This window comes from Paraburkholderia sp. SIMBA_030 (assembly GCF_046535245.1).
Taxonomy (GTDB): Bacteria; Pseudomonadota; Gammaproteobacteria; order Burkholderiales; family Burkholderiaceae; genus Paraburkholderia.
Window position 1 is genome coordinate 1 of the sequence record NZ_JAWRXB010001151.1, and the last position, 252, is coordinate 252.

The following is a 252-nucleotide window of genomic DNA, read 5'->3' on the forward strand; positions in this document are numbered from 1 at the left end:
CGGCATAGGTATCGACCAGATGCAGCGTATCGAGCTGGATGAAGAGCGGGATGATCGCCAGCTTCAATGGCACCGTCATGCCGCTGATGAAGAACATCAGCACAGCGCTGCCGAGGCGAAATTCATAGCGGGCGATCGCATAGGCGGCCATCGTGCCGAAGGTCAGGATGAGGACGATCGAGGCCGCCGTCACGCCGAAGGAATTCAGCATGTAGCGAATGAAATTTGTCTGCTCCCAGACCTTCTGCAGAT

Annotated in this window: 1 pseudogene; it reads right to left on the bottom strand. The window is 56.7% G+C overall.

What is annotated here, in order from left to right:
• Positions 1–211 (bottom strand): annotated as a pseudogene (locus tag SB772_RS43635) (carbohydrate ABC transporter permease); the annotation flags it as partial.
• Between the last annotated feature and the right edge of the window lie 41 nt (positions 212–252).